Source organism: Megasphaera micronuciformis F0359, from assembly GCF_000165735.1.
Lineage (GTDB): Bacteria > Bacillota > Negativicutes > Veillonellales > Megasphaeraceae > Megasphaera > Megasphaera micronuciformis.
This window is the reverse complement of record NZ_GL538208.1, coordinates 219953-232907: the sequence shown is the minus strand read 5'-3', so window position 1 is coordinate 232907 and position 12955 is coordinate 219953. Positions and strand designations below refer to the sequence as shown.

Annotated in this window: 13 protein-coding genes; all 13 read right to left on the bottom strand. The window is 47.9% G+C overall.

From position 1 onward, the window contains the following. Positions 1 to 42 precede the first annotated feature (42 nt). Positions 43 to 1470, bottom strand: a complete 1428-nt coding sequence (locus HMPREF9429_RS04850; protein ID WP_006942087.1) for a hypothetical protein — start codon at positions 1468 to 1470, stop codon at positions 43 to 45. 169 nt (positions 1471 to 1639) lie between these two features. Then, the gene (locus HMPREF9429_RS04845; protein WP_040773850.1) at positions 1640 to 2581 is read right to left on the bottom strand and encodes a Dyp-type peroxidase; all 942 of its coding nucleotides are present in this window, start codon (positions 2579 to 2581) and stop codon (positions 1640 to 1642) included. Positions 2582 to 2696: 115 nt separating this feature from the next. Continuing rightward, positions 2697 to 3566 carry a zinc metalloprotease HtpX gene (htpX, locus tag HMPREF9429_RS04840; protein ID WP_006942085.1) on the bottom strand — a complete coding sequence of 290 codons (870 nt, stop codon included), beginning with the start codon at positions 3564 to 3566 and terminating at the stop codon, positions 2697 to 2699. Positions 3567 to 3724: 158 nt separating this feature from the next. Continuing rightward, positions 3725 to 4909 carry an aminotransferase-like domain-containing protein gene (locus HMPREF9429_RS04835; RefSeq protein ID WP_006942084.1) on the bottom strand — a complete coding sequence of 395 codons (1185 nt, stop codon included), beginning with the start codon at positions 4907 to 4909 and terminating at the stop codon, positions 3725 to 3727. Positions 4910 to 4983: 74 nt separating this feature from the next. Beyond that, positions 4984 to 5916: a bifunctional riboflavin kinase/FAD synthetase gene (locus tag HMPREF9429_RS04830; RefSeq protein WP_006942083.1), complete on the bottom strand. Its 933-nt coding sequence runs from the start codon at positions 5914 to 5916 to the stop codon at positions 4984 to 4986. 2 nt (positions 5917 to 5918) lie between these two features. Beyond that, a complete protein-coding gene (gene truB, locus HMPREF9429_RS04825) occupies positions 5919 to 6800 on the bottom strand; it encodes a tRNA pseudouridine(55) synthase TruB (protein ID WP_006942082.1) in 882 nt (293 codons plus the stop codon). Next, the gene (locus HMPREF9429_RS04820) at positions 6797 to 7741 is read right to left on the bottom strand and encodes a DHH family phosphoesterase (protein WP_006942081.1); all 945 of its coding nucleotides are present in this window, start codon (positions 7739 to 7741) and stop codon (positions 6797 to 6799) included. Before HMPREF9429_RS04820 ends, truB begins: the two co-directional genes overlap by 4 nt. A 3-nt stretch (positions 7742 to 7744) precedes the next feature. Next, complete coding sequence (gene rbfA / locus HMPREF9429_RS04815; protein WP_006942080.1) at positions 7745 to 8092, bottom strand: 30S ribosome-binding factor RbfA; 348 nt, start codon at positions 8090 to 8092, stop codon at positions 7745 to 7747. A 24-nt stretch (positions 8093 to 8116) separates the two neighbouring features. Beyond that, complete coding sequence (gene infB / locus HMPREF9429_RS04810; RefSeq protein WP_006942078.1) at positions 8117 to 10669, bottom strand: translation initiation factor IF-2; 2553 nt, start codon at positions 10667 to 10669, stop codon at positions 8117 to 8119. A gap of 19 nt (positions 10670 to 10688) precedes the next feature. Further along, positions 10689 to 10997: a L7Ae/L30e/S12e/Gadd45 family ribosomal protein gene (locus HMPREF9429_RS04805; protein ID WP_006942077.1), complete on the bottom strand. Its 309-nt coding sequence runs from the start codon at positions 10995 to 10997 to the stop codon at positions 10689 to 10691. Next, complete coding sequence (gene rnpM / locus HMPREF9429_RS04800; RefSeq protein WP_006942076.1) at positions 10997 to 11257, bottom strand: RNase P modulator RnpM; 261 nt, start codon at positions 11255 to 11257, stop codon at positions 10997 to 10999. The genes HMPREF9429_RS04805 and rnpM overlap by 1 nt, the downstream gene beginning before the upstream one ends. Positions 11258 to 11266: 9 nt before the next feature. Then, entirely contained in the window at positions 11267 to 12394 is a 1128-nt protein-coding gene (gene nusA / locus HMPREF9429_RS04795; RefSeq protein ID WP_006942075.1) for a transcription termination factor NusA, read from the bottom strand. A gap of 16 nt (positions 12395 to 12410) precedes the next feature. Then, on the bottom strand, positions 12411 to 12872 hold the full coding sequence (locus tag HMPREF9429_RS04790) for a ribosome maturation factor RimP (RefSeq protein WP_006942074.1): 462 nt from the start codon (positions 12870 to 12872) through the stop codon (positions 12411 to 12413). Positions 12873 to 12955: the final 83 nt, after the last annotated feature.

The following is a 12955-nucleotide window of genomic DNA, read 5'->3' as shown; positions in this document are numbered from 1 at the left end:
CGAAACCCCCGACTCCTATGAGCCGGGGGTTTTATCGATTTCCTATAATTTTCGTTCAATGGCAATGGCCTTACAAATATCCGAAGCCGTATTCTTTCCTTCTCTATGATCACTGGGCGTACGGGGAATGGAAAAGGTATAGCGACCGTCATGAAACTGCAGTTTAAAGTGAGGGCCTTCATCAATAACGGTAAAGCCCAAGTCTTTTAACCGAGCCTGTTCACTGCTACTCATACGGCACCCCCTCCCGAAGAGGTCGCGAATACTGCGAGCTATCTTTTCACCTTCACCGACACGCGGATTGGCTTGCAGTAAGTCTTCAATAAGCGTATAAGGGCGTGACGTTTCTTCATAGCGGTTCTTTACTTGCGACAAGATGCTGTAAAGAAGGTCATTAGTCTCACCGTCGTAGAAATCTTTTTCCTCGCCGCGGCAGTAAAAGGCCTCTCCAGCCGCACTGTCCGCCAAGGAGGCCGTCATGGCATCCAGACGGGCACGCAATATATAGTTTTGGGAACTCAATTCTTCTACCTGCTGCTGGAGTTCTTTATTTTCCTGATCAAAGGCTTCCATGTACAGGTCCAGTTGTTCTTGTGCCTGAGTACCCTCTCCGTGCAAACCTTGCAGACTTTGCTTGGCCTTATGGCTGTTAACCTGTGTCCAATTATAGTCGGATACGTCCGACCGAGTGATGAGCATACTCCAGATATCGGCAATAATGGCATCGGCCATAGCTTTACCATCACGGTTATAGTCTGCCGGAGCGTGACGGCGGTAATCGGGCGTGCCGGGAAAATAGATGCCTGCATAGCCGTTGTGCACGTTATTTTCATGTGTTCGTTCACGCAGCACCCAAGACGTATTTTTGTCTGTTTCTACCAATACATGCGCCACGCCGCCAAGTTTTTTAGCTAAGTAATTCGGAGGGACAACGGTCCTGCCGTTTTCACCGACACTTAGATAGACAACGGGAAGACTGTAGTCAGCGACACCGTTCATGACAGCTACAGCCGTATCTACATAGCCTTCTTCAACGATGTAATACTCACTTTGAATGGCAAAGGGTCCGTCATTACGGCAGTATCCGTTTTCCATACAAGTACGTACAATATATGGCTTATTTCCTGACGGCAGATCTCGGGGCGTAAAGGAATCGACCATCCGTTGCAGTTGAACCAAAAACTGTTTGGTACCGTCTTTGTCGATATAGATGCAATCACTTTGCCAACACTTATTATCCTCACGCTCTTCCAAACGACAGGCCAGAACATCTACCTTAGAGTCCGTAAATGTTTTAAAAGAAACAGTCGTGTTTCCGCTTACAAAGACCTTATCTCCGTCACTTATGGTATATTCCAGATTTTCAAAGCCGTAATGAGGACTTCCCGTAATCCATTCTCTAATGAGTTCGATAATATCCTCTTTGATTACCGACTCTTTAAGGGGTAATCGCGTACTGAATAAGAGCATGACCGTCACCTTTCCGTTTCTTTTCCGTCGTCTGCGGCTTGTATGCCGTCGTACATGTATTTGTATTGTATCTTATATGTAATACGTTTGTCATATTACTTGTACGAATATTCTCATATTCTTAAAACAAAAACAGGCACTCTCATGAGTGCCTGTTACGATTTATTTCTTAAAGTTCGCCTTCTGCAATGGCATCAAGGATATCCAAGGACGGAATGAAGAAAAGCTGTCCCGTTACGGGCTTAGAGTAATCGAGGAGCTTGTCGTTTTGTGTAAACATATTGGTAAGCATCTGCTTTGTTACATCCCAATAGCGGGCATAGCCGATAAAGTACGTGCCCCTTACGCCTTCGCCGGGATTGGAGAAGGGTACGTTCATACGAACGATTTTGTGTTCTTCCCCGTCTCTGTTATCTTGAGCCACTACGTTATGTGCCTGCGGGTCTTTTTCGTCATCTTCCAATTCAATATCGCTGAATTTATGGCGTCCGATAAATTTTTCCTGCATTTCCGTCGGCAAGGCGCGCCATGCATCAAGGTCGTGAACGTATTTTTGAGCAAAGGCATAGGACCCGTTAATAAAGTCCGGGTCTTCATCTCCGATGACCCCCCATTCTACCGCTTCTTCATCAACCGGGTTTTCCGTGCCGTCAACGAAGTCTATAATGGCACGGCCTTCAAAATAACGGAAGCCCTGAGTTTCGTCGACTAATTCCGTTACGGGGCGTAAATATCCCATAATCTGGTCAACGACCATATACGTAACAGCCGGGTCCGTAGCACGAACGTGGAGAAACAGGTCCGCTTCCGTAGCGGGAGCATCCTGCTTATCCCCTTTAATACCTTGGAAGTCTTCCAATTCCTTCGGCTTTTTAGCACCCGGAAACAGGTAATCCCAAGCTTTATCGCTAAATCCCAAGGTCAGTTTCAAGTTAGCTTTATCGGCACGAATATTCATAGACCGCTTAATAGCTTGAATACGGTCTGCCATATCGGCAACGACTTCTTTTTCCGCTTCCTTATTCTGACGCTTTAATTTAAGCAAAATAAAATCTACGGCTTCACCCGCATCTTTATATACATCTTGAGTTCTTGCAACATCAACTGCCATCATTTTCTCCTTTTACGAACAATGAAAATAAGTATCTTTAATTACGCTCTATTATACCATTCATAAATGTGAAAGAACAAGAAAAGGCTATGCTCTTTTGAGCATAGCCTTTCGTTTATCTACGATGTAATTCTCTGTCCAGCTTTTGTAAGCGTGCAATTCGATCCTGTGTCGACGGATGGGTGCTAAAAAGCTTGGCAATACCGCTACCAACTCCGGCAAAGGGGTTAATGATACACATGTGAGCCGTCGACTCCGTAGCGCCGGGCAATACTCTTCTGTGTGCATAGGCATCAATCTTCGCCAAGGCACTTGCCAATGCCAGGGGATCTCCCGTTAGTCTGCCGCCTGCGTCGTCGGCCATATATTCACGCGTTCTCGAAACGGCCAACTGAACCATAGTCGCTGCCAAGGGTGCGATAATAATGGAAGCAAGCAGGCCGATAATACCGCCCCCGCCGCCGTTGTCATCATCATTATCACGACCGCCACCGAAAATAGCCGCCCACTGCAATATATTGGCTAAATAGGATACGGCGGTAGCAAAGGTAGCCACAATGGTACTGATGAGAATATCACGATGTTTGATATGAGACATTTCATGAGCCAACACACCGCGAATCTCTTCATCGTCAAGCATGGTCAAAATCCCTTCCGTAGCCGCAACGGCTGCATGGGAAGGACTCCTCCCCGTCGCAAAGGCATTGGGGACGTCGGAAGCGATAACGTATACTCGCGGAACGGGTAAGCCGTCGCGCTTGGCCAAATCCTGTACAATATGATAGAGTCGGCTGTCGGACCCCACTTCTCTGGCATTATACATACGCAACACCATAGAATCACTGAACCAATAGGAAAAGACATTGATTCCTATGGCAAAAACCAGAGCAAAGGTCATGCCCGACCTGCCTCCGGCTACATAACCCAGGGCCAGAAAAATGACACCCATGAGGGTCATAAAAAATACGGTCTTTATATTGTTCATAGGCCATTCCTTCTTTTTAAGTTATAAAGTCAAAAGGTTAAACTTATACTCATATTATACGTAAAATCAGAATAAAAGTCAATTTCCCTCTATAAACGAAAAAAGCCCGCAAGGGGCTTTTTTCTTGTATTTATTAGGCATAGATAGGGGGAGTTTATCTATTTGCCTAACTCGCTGTGTAATACTTCACCCAACCGTTTGATGCCTTCTTCAATTCTTTCGGGAGGCATATTCGAATAGTTGAGGCGGAAGTGGTTGGCGTTGCCGCCGTTCGGGTAGAAGGGACCGCCGGGAACGTATGCTACTTGACGATCGAGTACCTTAGGCATCAATTCTTTAGCATCCATGCCTTCCGGCAAGGTTACCCAAGTGAAGAGGCCGCCTTCCGGATAAGTAAAGGTAACGCCTTCGGGGAAATATTTCTTCATGCAGTCATACATGAGTGTACGACGTTCGCCGTAGAGTTTGCGAATCGTAGCTACGTGTTTGTCCAAGTCGAACATATCCATGTAGTAAGCTGCCTGGCGCTGGCCGAAGGAAGAGGTCTGTAAGTCTACAGCCTGTTTCAATTTAACGACTTTGTCGATAACTTCGGGGTTTGCAACCATCCAGCCGATACGGAAACCGGGCATGAAAATTTTCGAGAACGAACCGAGGAAGATAACATTACCCTTGGTATCCAAGGATTTCAAGGTCGGTACGCGTTCGCCGTCATAGCGAAGTTCACCGTACGGATTATCTTCAATAACGGGAATTTCGTATTTATTCATAATGTCCATAACCGCTTTGCGGCGTTCTAAAGGCCACGTAATACCCGTCGGGTTCTGGAATTCGGGAATAACATACATGAGGCGAACTCTGTCGTTTTCAGCCAAGATTTTTTCGAGTGCTTCGGGAACGATACCCTTATCGTCCGTCGGTACTTCGATAAATTTCGGGAAGTTCAGTTTGAATGCGTTTATAGCACCCAAATACGTCGGGCTTTCAACCAATACGATGTCGTCTTTATTAAGGAAAATCTGGCCCAATAAGGATAAGCCCTGCTGAGAGCCGGCTGTAACGACCAAATCTTCAAAAGTACAGTCAATATCAAAGGCCGATTTCATGCGTTTCGCAATTTTTTCACGCAAGGGATTGTAGCCTTCCGTCGTGCCGTACTGTACTGCTTGTCGTCCTTCTTTTCTGAGGATTTCCACGTCTACTTTTTCCATATCCTCAATAGGGAACAATTCCGGTGCAGGAAGACCGCCGGCAAAGGAAATAATTTCCGGCATAGTAGTGAGTTTAAGCAATTCACGAATTTCCGATGCTTTCAGGCTCATTGCCACATCAGAGAACTTCATACACAATCACTCCTTTAAATAAAATAAACGTATAACTATGATTTGAGTGTATCATAGATATACGTTTAACGCAATCATGTATGTGCTGAAAAATGCAATAATACCTTTTTTTTATCGACTTTCATGGCATCGACTAATTCAGTAATGGATGAAAACTTCTTCTCATCCCTCAGCCGTTTATAAAAACGCAGAGTTACGGTTTTCCCGTAAATATCGCCGGACCAGTCGAGAATATGCGTCTCCACGCGTCTGTATTGTCGCGTAAACGTGGGATTATTACCGATATTGGTCATGGCGGGCCATTCTTTTCCGTCCAAGACGACACCGGTTACATATACACCGTCGGGTGGCAGAGCCGCCTTCGGAGGAATAAGCATATTCGCCGTAGGGAATCCGATAGTCCTCCCCCGCCGATCGCCTGATACAACTTCGGCCCGAAGTTCAAACGGTCGGCCCAAAAGAGTCATGGCCTCTTGCATTTCTCCTTTAGCTATGAGTCCGCGTATGACGGTTGAACTGACCGGGTAGTCGGACTGCGGGGCTTCAACCAGATCGAGGACACGCACGGGAATATGGGCATCGCCCATAGACTGCACAAGGGTCTCAGTATTGCCTGCCGCCTTTTTACCGTACGTAAAGTTCGTGCCTACGACAATCTCCGACGGAGCGAGATACTTAATCAGACAGGCGCAAAAGTCTTCAGGCGATTGGTTGAGCAGTTCCTGCGTCATAGGCAACATGATGAGACCGTCAATGCCTACGGACCGTATGTATTCTTCTTTTTGTTCTACTGTAGCAAGCCTTGCCGGCTCTTTTAAGGGGTTTAAGACCGATAAGGGGTGAGCCGAAAAGGTGAGAACCAGCGTCGGCACATGCAGTCGCTTGCCTTCAGACATAGCCGTTTCCATGACTCGACGATGACCGACATGGACGCCGTCAAAGGTGCCCAAGGCAATGACGGCATGCCTGCAAACAGCTGCCGCTTCCAACGAATCGTATACGTTCATAACTACCTCTCGCCGCTAAACATTTTATGCGGCCTTAGAATATGGTGGGACACATCGAAGGTCCCGACACCGACCATGATATGCATCGGGTCGTAAATTCGAACTACTTCACCGTCGGCAAGACCTCGTCCGGCAAAGGGTACGGGACGGCCCTGCAAAAGAGCGGCATATTGATCTTTCGAGCAGGTCGTCGCCGCCATATGCGGTAATGCCGCATCGATAGGAAGGAGAAACTTTTCTTTTTCGGCGGCCAATTCTTCGAGAGTAGCCGCTTCACTAATAGAAAAGTTACCTACACGCATTCGCAAGAGCCCGGTCATGACGGCCTGTGTCCCCAATCTTTCGCCTATATCACGAATGAGCGAGCGAATATATGTCCCCTTGGAACAGTCTACTTCTATAACGGCTCGATACCCGTCATAGGCCAGAAGGGTTACGTCATCAATGTAAATGTCCCTGTCAGGCAGCTCGAATTCCTTGTTTTGTCGTGCCAATTTGTAAGCCTTAACCCCGTTGATGCTAATGGCTGAATACTTGGAGGGTCGCTGTTTTCCCGCACCGACGAATTCTTTCAGTACGGCCTCCAATTCTTCTTTTACAGGCCGCGGGGCATCACTTTGTGAGACTACCGTTCCCGTATAGTCTTCCGTATCCGTCGTAAAACCGAATACGAACTCGGCACGATAGGTCTTGTCGTCATCACCGCTGTACTCGATAAGGCGTGTTGCCTGACCGAGAAAAACGGGCAAAACGCCGGCAGCCAAGGGATCCAAGGTGCCGGCGTGACCGACCTTTTTCATACCGAAAATACGTCGCACCCGTCCGACCACATCGTGGCTGGACATGGCGGACGGTTTCAGAACATTAACGATTCCGTGTATCATAAAACCTTCCGTATTTCTTCAATTAAGGAGGATTTTGTTTCATCCAACGACTTGTTGACGGTACAACCGGCTGCACGAATGTGCCCGCCGCCACCGAATACGGCAGCTACGGCATTGACATCTACATCCTTGGAGCGCAGACTGACACGAGTCTGCTCCCCTGTGACAGCCTTCACCGTAAAAGCCACATCAACGCCCTTAATACGACGAGCGTAATCGATGTAGCCGCCCGTGTGCTCGCCCGTATATTTCAAGACATCTTCCGTAAAGGATATTCCGGCTATACGACCACCTTCAAAGAGTTCTATTTGCTGTAAGACTTGTGACAGCGCCCTTGTCTTTACCAGTGTCGTTTCTTCCAAGTGTTCGGAAATCCGATTGGGACGAGCTCCCGCATCAACTAAAGCTGCAGCACAACGCAAAGTATGCCCTGTCGTATTACTGAACTTAAAGAAACCGCAATCCGTAGCAATGGCCATATACAAGGCATCAGCCATGGACGGTGTGATTTCTTCTTGCCACTTCAAAAAAAGATCCGTCAATATTTCTCCCGTTGCGGCACAGTCTGTAAGAATATATTCGCAGTCGGCAAAATGAGCATTGGATACGTGGTGGTCAATGTTGACCGTATAGTCCCCCAAGAGTTTCGCCGTCTCACCGGTTCGACTCGGATCCGTCGCATCGAGAACAACTCCGATTCGTCCCGCTTCAGCTTCTACATCCGAAGGGCGCAGAATATGTTGACATTCTTCAATGAAAAAGAATTTGTCGTCAATACTGTCATCAATGACGGTAATAACCTTTTTCCCCTTGCCTTTCAGCCAGAGGGACAGAGCTGCCAGGGACCCCAGCGCGTCACCGTCGGGACTGACGTGTGCAGTTAAAAGAAAGGAATCATGGCGCTCAAAAAGAGCCCGCAATTCTTCGGGAGTACCATTCATAATCTAATCCTTCTTCTCAATGTCATGTAAAATCGATTCGATTTTCATGCCGTATTCGAGTGATTCATCTTCTTTAAATTCAATCTGCGGCGAATAGCGGATACCCAATCGTTTACCCACTTCCGAGCGGATATACCCTTGAGCCTTGCTCAAGGCGGCAAGGGTATTTTTCTTTTCTTCATCCGATCCGAAGAGGCTCACGTATACAGTCGCTTCCCGCAAGTCGCCCGTAATCCGGGCATCCGTAACGGTCACAAAACCGAGACGGGGATCCTTTAATTCCTGCAGGACAATACGAGACACTTCCTGCTTAATGAATTCCTGTATTTTACGTACTCGTAATTCTCCCATAAGAGCCTCACTTTACATTAAGCCTTATTTAGGCACTACTTCTACCATTTCGAAGGCTTCCACTTCGTCGCCTTCTTTTATATCGCGGTAGCCGTCAATGGTAATACCGCATTCATAACCTTCAGCCACTTCTTTTACATCGTCTTTGAAACGACGCAATCCGTCCAAATCGCCTTCATGAACGACAATGCCGTTACGGATAAGACGAACCTTTGACGTACTCGTAATCTTGCCTTCCTTAACGTACGAACCGGCAACGATAACCTTCGGCGTCGTAATCACCTTGCGTACTTCCGCACGACCGATAATGTTTTCTTCGTACTTCTTGTCAAGCATACCCTTAATAGCCGCTTCTACATCGTTAATCGCATCATAAATGACGCGGTATGTACGCAAATCGACGCTTTCCTTTTCCGCCGCTTTACGAGCCGCCGTATCGGGACGTACATTAAAGCCGATAACCAAGGCATTGGAAGCCGACGCCAACATAATATCCGATTCCGTAATAGCCCCTACGCCGGCATGAACGATGGCAATACGTACTTCATCGCTCTTAATGGCCAAGAGGGACTGGCTGAGTGCTTCGACAGAACCTTGTACGTCGCCTTTGACAATAAGAGACAGTTCCTTCAGCTCACCCTGTTGAATCTGGCTGAACAGATCATCCAAGGTAACCTTCGATTTAACACTCAATTCGGACGAGCGTTTCTTTTCCAAACGTTTTTCCGCTACGGAACGAGCCGTCTTTTCATCTGTTGCATTAAGAATATCGCCGGCTTCAGGTACATCATTCAGCCCGAGAATTTCTACGGGCAAGGACGGTTCCGCTTTTTTAACGCGTTCGCCTCGTTCATTATTCATGGCACGCACCTTGCCGTACGTGTTGCCTACGAGGATGGAATCGCCGACGCGCAAGGTACCTTTTTGTACGAGGACGGAAGCTACCGTACCGCGGCCTTTGTCGAGGCGAGCTTCAATAACAACGCCTTCGGCCGGACGATCGGGGTTAGCCTTAAAGTCCGATACTTCCGCAAGGACGAGGATGTTCTCCAATAAGTCATCGAGGCCTTGTTTCGTGTGAGCCGAAACGGGAACCATAATGGTATCGCCGCCCCAATCTTCACTGATGAGACCGTATTCCGTCAACTGTTGCATAACGTTGCTCGGATTAGCCCCTTCTTTATCAATTTTATTAATAGCCACGATAACGGGAACATTCGCCGATTTAGCATGATTAATGGATTCAATGGTCTGAGGCATAACGCCGTCATCAGCCGCTACTACGAGGACGGCAATATCCGTAACCTGGGCACCGCGAGCACGCATGGACGTAAACGCTTCATGACCGGGCGTATCCATGAAGGTAATCTTTTTACCTTCGTAACGTACCTGATAAGCCCCGATATGCTGCGTAATACCGCCGGCTTCGTGACTCGTAACGTTTGTTTTGCGGATAGCGTCAAGAAGGCTGGTCTTGCCATGGTCGACGTGACCCATAACGGTAACTACGGGGGGACGAGTCTTTAAGGTTTCGGGAGCATCGATGATTTCTTCGATTTCCGTCGGATCTTCCGGCGGAGCTTCCATCGTTACGGTTACGCCGAATTCATCGGCAATAAGAGAAGCCGTATCGTAGTCGATTTCCTGATTAATAGTCGCCATGATACCGCCCAGGAGAAGACGTTTGATGACTTCCGCCACTTCACGGCCCAAGCGTTCGGCAAAGTCCTTAACCGTAATCGTTTCCGGTAATTCAATGGATTCGGGGTAATTTTTCTTCTGCGGTTGGTTCTGATGGAAATCATGTTGCTGACCATGGCCGCCCTTACGGTTTTTCTTGTTCTTACCCTTGCTCAACGCATCGGTCAAGAGAGTCTTGGGACGACCGGCATTCTTGCCGTTACGATCGTTTTTGGCGTTACGGTCATTTTTCCCCTTGCGGTTGTTGTTTCCTTCACCGCCTTGTGTCCGGTTAAAGAATTTCGTCCGTTTGCTTTCACCATTTTGTCCGCCCGACTGAGATGCCCCGTTCTTACGGCTGTCCGGACGATTGCCCTGTGTCTGAGTGCCAGAGCGTACATTACGGTCGTTACGGTTACGGTCATTGCCGCTGCGAGAATCATGGCGGCCGTCGGCCGTACGATTGTCATGAGGACGAGCATTGTTGCGGTTATCGGGACGGCGGTTTCCTGCCGGACGCTGAGCACCTGCCTGGGCACGTTGCTGTCTGTTACCGTTTCTGTCTTCGCCCTGCTTAGCACCGTCACGTTGCGATGTATGGCGGTGTTCCTGCTGTTGCCCTGCCGGACGTTCGCGACGTTCACCGTTACTGTGCCGTGTATGTGCCGGTGCAGCCGCATTGCGGTGATTATCTCCGTTCGAGCGTGCTGCCGACTGTTTCTGCTGCGGTTGTGCCGGTTTGGAACCGCCTTTAAATGCTGTATCCAAGACGGCCTTCATCTTATCATCTACGCCCGTAAAATTGGACGCTTTTATATTTTTATTTGCCAAAGCCTGAATGACTTCTTTTGTCTGTACTCCGTATTCTTTTGCTACTTCAAATACTCTTTTCGTCATCTGGTTACCCCCTCCGTACTTATTCCATCTCCTGTACCGCCTTTATCATAGCTTCGGCAAAGCCCTTGTCGGTCACGACGATTACCGCCGTCTGTGAGCGCCCCAAGGCCAGGCCCAACTGTTCTTTCGAGTACGTTCGAATCATATCTATATGTTTACGTGTGCCGAATCGCACATATCGTTCTTCATTCGTAGGACCGCTGTCACTTGCCAGAAACAACAGGGCCGCTCCGTTTTTCTTTATTTGCTGCTCTGCAGCCTGAGCACCGCATACTGTCTTGCCGGCTCTATGTGCCAAACCGACGAGATTCAATACTTTGTCGCTCATTATTCCAACTCCTTGCGGAGTTGATCATATATTTCTTCAGAAACGGCTTTTTTCAAAGACCGTTCCAACCGATGTTCTTTATACGCTTTTTCAAGACATGCCGGGTCGGCACAGACATACACGCCTCGACCCGATTTTTTGCCGGTCTTGTCGATTTCCACCGTATCTTCCGGTGTGCGAACAATCCGAAGTAATTCCTTTTTCGGCTTTTGCTCCTGGCAACCGACACAGACACGAAGCGGGATTTTTCTCATCTTCATGTCGGCCTCCTAGACTTCGTCTTCAACCGGCATAGAAGTCGCTTCATTATCGACTGCGTCGAATTCAGCCAAAATGTCATCGTCTCCGGTAGCCACGTCACCGTCTTCGGCTTGACTTTCGCTCTTAATATCAATCTTCCAATTGGTGAGCTTAGCCGCCAATCTGGCGTTTTGTCCGGCTTTACCGATAGCCAGGGACAACTGGTAGTCGGGGACGACTACGACGGACGATTTTGCACCTTCATCAATCGTGACCGAAACAACCTGAGCCGGGCTGAGTGCGTTAGCAATGTATACTGCCGGATCTTCGTCCCACTTAACGATGTCGATTTTTTCGTTTTGCAGTTCCATGACAATGTTCTGCACCCGTGCGCCTTTCGGTCCGACACAGGCACCGACGCAGTCCACGTTCGGATCGCGCGAGTAAACGGCAATCTTAGAGCGTTTACCCGGTTCGCGAGCCACGGAATGCAGTTCCACAACGCCATCGTAAATTTCGGGAACTTCCAATTCAAAGAGGCGTTTCAACAAGCCCGGATGCGTGCGGGATAATTGAATCTGCGCCCCCTTAGGCGAATTCCTTACTTCAACTACATAACATTTAATTCGCTGTCCTACCGTGTATTCTTCCGTAGGAATCTGTTCCGAATAAGGCAATACGGCTTCAGCCTTACCTAAATCGATATATACGTTTTTTTGTTCAATACGTTGAATAATGCCCGTAATGATATCGTCCGTACGGCCGTAAAATTCATCATATACAATATTTCGTTCCGCTTCACGAAGGCGTTGAATCATGACTTGTTTTGCTGCCTGTGCGGCAATACGTCCGAAGTTTTTCGGCGTCACATCTACTAAAATTTCATCGCCTTCTTCATATCCCTTGTCGATAGCTCGCGCATCTTCCAAGGATATTTCATTTTCTTCGTCAGCTACTTCAGCCACAACCGTCTTGGGAGACACGATGCTGTAGTCGCCTGTCAACCGGTCTAAGCGAACCGTAGCGTTGGGGTTTCCGTCGTATTCCTTTTTATACGCCGTAATCAGCACGGCTTCCAAGGAATCACAGATGACATCGGCCGTAACGCCCTTTTCTTTAGACAAGTATTCAATGGCACTGAGCAGTTCTTTATTCACTGTTGCACAACCTCCGTTAAAAATCTATATGTAATCGTATTTGCGAAATATCCTTGCTGTCTATGGCCGCATCTTCTTCATCTATGAGAAGATGTACGACGCCGCTTTTATCCTTGCCGACAAGACGGGCCGTAAGGCTTTTAACTCCTTTGTAGGGTGTAAAAAAGTGTACATCCACATGGCGGTCCTTATAGCGAACAAAGTCTGTATCTTTCTTCAAAATACGGTCCAACCCGGGTGAAGAGACTTCAAGCAAGTATTTATCCGTAATGGGATCTTTGACATCGAGAAATTCGGAGAGTTTTTCACTCACTGCCTGACAGTCCTCGAGGCCTACGCCGCCTTCTTTATCAATAAAGACACGTAAATACCAGTCCCGTTCCCGTACGTATTCGACATCGACGAGCTCCAAATCCGTTCCGGCAATGATTGTTTCTACTTCTTGTGAGACCAATTGTTCAATATCGCTTCGTTTCATTCATTTCACCAACTGTTCGTAAAAATAAGGTCCGCATAAAATTTGAGAGCGGGTTTCCACCCACTCTCAAAACAAAGTCCACA

Excerpts from the sequence above, each read along its gene's own strand:
- HMPREF9429_RS04850 (WP_006942087.1), bottom strand. The coding sequence starts at position 1,470 with ATGCTCTTATTCAGTACGCGATTACCCCTTAAAGAGTCGGTAATCAAA.
- HMPREF9429_RS04845 (WP_040773850.1), bottom strand. The coding sequence starts at position 2,581 with ATGGCAGTTGATGTTGCAAGAACTCAAGATGTATATAAAGATGCGGGT.
- htpX (WP_006942085.1), bottom strand. The coding sequence starts at position 3,566 with ATGAACAATATAAAGACCGTATTTTTTATGACCCTCATGGGTGTCATT.
- HMPREF9429_RS04835 (WP_006942084.1), bottom strand. The coding sequence starts at position 4,909 with ATGAAGTTCTCTGATGTGGCAATGAGCCTGAAAGCATCGGAAATTCGT.
- HMPREF9429_RS04830 (WP_006942083.1), bottom strand. The coding sequence starts at position 5,916 with ATGAACGTATACGATTCGTTGGAAGCGGCAGCTGTTTGCAGGCATGCC.
- truB (WP_006942082.1), bottom strand. The coding sequence starts at position 6,800 with ATGATACACGGAATCGTTAATGTTCTGAAACCGTCCGCCATGTCCAGC.
- HMPREF9429_RS04820 (WP_006942081.1), bottom strand. The coding sequence starts at position 7,741 with ATGAATGGTACTCCCGAAGAATTGCGGGCTCTTTTTGAGCGCCATGAT.
- rbfA (WP_006942080.1), bottom strand. The coding sequence starts at position 8,092 with ATGGGAGAATTACGAGTACGTAAAATACAGGAATTCATTAAGCAGGAA.
- infB (WP_006942078.1), bottom strand. The coding sequence starts at position 10,669 with ATGACGAAAAGAGTATTTGAAGTAGCAAAAGAATACGGAGTACAGACA.
- HMPREF9429_RS04805 (WP_006942077.1), bottom strand. The coding sequence starts at position 10,997 with ATGAGCGACAAAGTATTGAATCTCGTCGGTTTGGCACATAGAGCCGGC.
- rnpM (WP_006942076.1), bottom strand. The coding sequence starts at position 11,257 with ATGAAGATGAGAAAAATCCCGCTTCGTGTCTGTGTCGGTTGCCAGGAG.
- HMPREF9429_RS04790 (WP_006942074.1), bottom strand. The coding sequence starts at position 12,872 with ATGAAACGAAGCGATATTGAACAATTGGTCTCACAAGAAGTAGAAACA.